The 2,806-nt window shown below is 42.2% G+C and carries 2 protein-coding genes and 1 pseudogene; all 3 read left to right on the forward strand.

What is annotated here, in order from left to right; translation table 11 throughout:
* Positions 1–206: 206 nt before the first annotated feature.
* Positions 207–443, forward strand: a pseudogene (locus ACE1CM_RS15200) (zinc ribbon domain-containing protein); the annotation flags it as partial.
* 556 nt (positions 444–999) lie between these two features.
* Complete coding sequence (gene ltrA / locus ACE1CM_RS15205; protein ID WP_374878354.1) at positions 1,000–2,316, forward strand: group II intron reverse transcriptase/maturase; 1,317 nt, start codon at positions 1,000–1,002, stop codon at positions 2,314–2,316.
* Positions 2,317–2,476: 160 nt separating this feature from the next.
* Entirely contained in the window at positions 2,477–2,590 is a 114-nt protein-coding gene (locus tag ACE1CM_RS15210) for a hypothetical protein (RefSeq protein WP_374878355.1), read from the forward strand.
* Positions 2,591–2,806 lie beyond the last annotated feature (216 nt).

Below are 2,806 nucleotides of genomic sequence, written 5' to 3' on the forward strand. Positions count from 1 at the left end.
CCCTGAAGAAGTGGAACAAAAAAGAGCGGCGATGGATGGATGCTGTCAATCACACTATCAGCAAAAGGATAGTTAGATTGGCAGAATATCTAAATGCTAATGTGGTGCTTGAAGATTTAGAAGGATGTCGCGATTCCATGAAGCAGAACCGAAAAAATCCGGCTGATAGTGGTGAGTAAAGGCATTCTTGGGCGTACTATTCTTTAGAACAAAAACTAGATTATAAGTCAGCTATCAAAGGATTGAAACTAATTAAACGCCTCTGGACATACACGAGTAAATCTTGCTCAACTTGCGGAACTATTGGGAACAGGAAAAAACATGATTTCAACTGCCCATTAGGACACCACCATAATGCCGATTTGAACGCTGCCTTGAACTTAGCCCTTCGGGGATGGTTTCTCATGTTCTTTAGACCGGCGCGACCTGAAATGATTAGTTAAGGCGGAACGCCTACATTCTTAGGAGATTCATAAAGAGGCACAAACGTAACTGAAACTGGACAAGGTTAGTCTGGTCAAGAATCTAGAGGGATTCCCTGATATGGATGAACGAAAGTGAAGTGTCACTAAACTGCGTAACAGAACAACCAGTGCAAAAACCTGACACAGGGCAAAAGCTAAATGGGTAGATTTATGGATAGGTCTTCCATAAATCCTATGAATACAATCCCCATCGCAGAATAGACACCATCCGAAAGGGAAATAAACTTAACTGATGCAACAGGGTAAACCCTACAGAGTCTGATCAATGGTCGAAATGATAAGTAAGCCAAAGGAAACTCTGGCAGAATTCCCTGGAGGGTAGAGGATGGGTGAAAAAGCGAACGCTAGAGGTAATACTCCAGATAAGGGTTCATATACCTTTGACCGAAAGGAATAGCAGACTTCACCTGGGTTATATTTGAAAGAAAGAAGTGACAAAGAAACCGAATCAAGGGATAAGTTAGATATGTGTCACAGCATAAATGGAACCAAGAATAAGCTAGAATACTGAAGCATGATTAATGGGAAAAGAGTCAAAAAAGCTGTTAGGAATCTACGTCAAAGAATCTTTCGTGCCAAACAAATTGGTAACTTACGTAAGCTACGAGACTTGCAGAAGTTAATGCTAAGAAGCGAAGCGAACCTACTATTAGCCGTGAGACAGATAACTCAAACAAACACAGGTAAAAATACAGCAGGAATAGATAAGGAGGTAATTAATACCCCTGCACAACGAGTTAAACTTGTCAACGAATGGCAAGCGTACAAAGCTCATCCCACGAGAAGGGTAATGATACCAAAGCCAAATGGCAAGAAACGTCCACTCGGTATCCCAACCGTAAGAGTTAGAGTCTTACAGTCAATAGTGAAAAACGCACTAGAACTCGAATGGTCAGCAGTGTTTGAACCTAATTCATACGGGTTTAGACCAGGCAGAAGTTGTCAAGATGCAATAGCACAGTCATTCAACAGACTAAACAACAACCCTAGAGGTAAAGCTGATATTAAAGGCTTCTTTGACAACATCGCCCACGAATCCATCCTTGATAGTATTAAGTTTGTCCCCGGAACAAATTTAATAAAAGGATGGTTGAAAGCTGGATTTGTTCTAGATGGAAGATGGAATCCAACAGAACAGGGTACGCCGCAAGGTGGGGTAATTTCACCCCGACTAGCTAACATAGGATTGCATGGCCTAGAAGACTACATAAAATCCACCAATCCTCAACTTGGCGTGGTGAGATACGCAGATGATGTCATGGTCACTGCTAGGGACAGGCAAAGTGTCGAAACAGCCCAAAACCAGATACAAGTATGGATGAAGTCAAAAGGTCTTGAACTCAGTTCTGAGAAGACGGTAATCTCATCGGTAAAGGATGGCTTTAACTTCCTGGGATTCAATTTAAGGCGGTATGGCAACCAAGGAAAACTATTTATTAAACCATCCAAGGAAAAAGTACTTGCCTTTTGCCAGAGACTTGGACAGGAAATAAGAAAACTCAACGGGACAACCGAAGAGGTAGTCATCCAAAAACTGAATCCTATTCTCAGAGGTTTTGCTAACTACTACAGAGGGCAAGTTAGCAAAGAAACTTTCTCATACATCGGACACCGATTATGGCAATACCTCTGGCGTTGGGCAAAGCGTAGACATCCCAACAAACCAAAAAGATGGGTCAAAAGCAGATACTTCAGCAGAATCAAAGGAGTGGATTGGACGTTCAGCGTTACTACTGAACGTCGAGGTAAGAAAACAGTTTTGACACTGTTCAATATAGCCTCAACACCAATCCAACGACACATCAATCGTAGGCACAAACTCCCCGGATGATGTAAGTCTAAAAGAATATTGGGCAAAACGCCACGAAAAATAGGGAAAGAACTACTGGGAGAAGAACAGCAAATACTATGAAGTTGCTCAATTCCAAAAATGGAAATGTCCTGTATGTGGTGAACCATTATTCAACGGTGAGGAAATTGAAACCCATCACATAGTACGTGTTGCAAAAGGTGGAACAGACGACGTAGAAAACCTTGTGGATCTGGATAAAGCTTGCCATCGGCAGGTACATTCAAACAAACCCAAGTTGAACAACTTGAGGTAGAGCTTGCGCAGGATGATGAGTAATTGTCAAGTTTGGTTCAAAGGGGAGGGATGAGTGGTGACGATCAAACCTTACCCGACACTCCAGAGATGCTGCTGTAATGGTTTCATCTGGTCTAAAGAATGGGTTGCTTGGCACAACATGAAAGATATTCTCCCTCGTGGAGAGTATCTGTAGATGCAAGAATCCCCGTCAATTTATTGCGGGGAGTGTCAA

Origin of the sequence: Microseira sp. BLCC-F43, assembly GCF_041929235.1 — a bacterium.
In the GTDB taxonomy this organism is placed as follows: domain Bacteria; phylum Cyanobacteriota; class Cyanobacteriia; order Cyanobacteriales; family Aerosakkonemataceae; genus Microseira.

Bases quoted from the DNA above. Each gene is read 5' to 3' on its own strand.
- ltrA (WP_374878354.1), top strand. From the start codon at position 1,000: ATGATTAATGGGAAAAGAGTCAAAAAAGCTGTTAGGAATCTACGTCAA.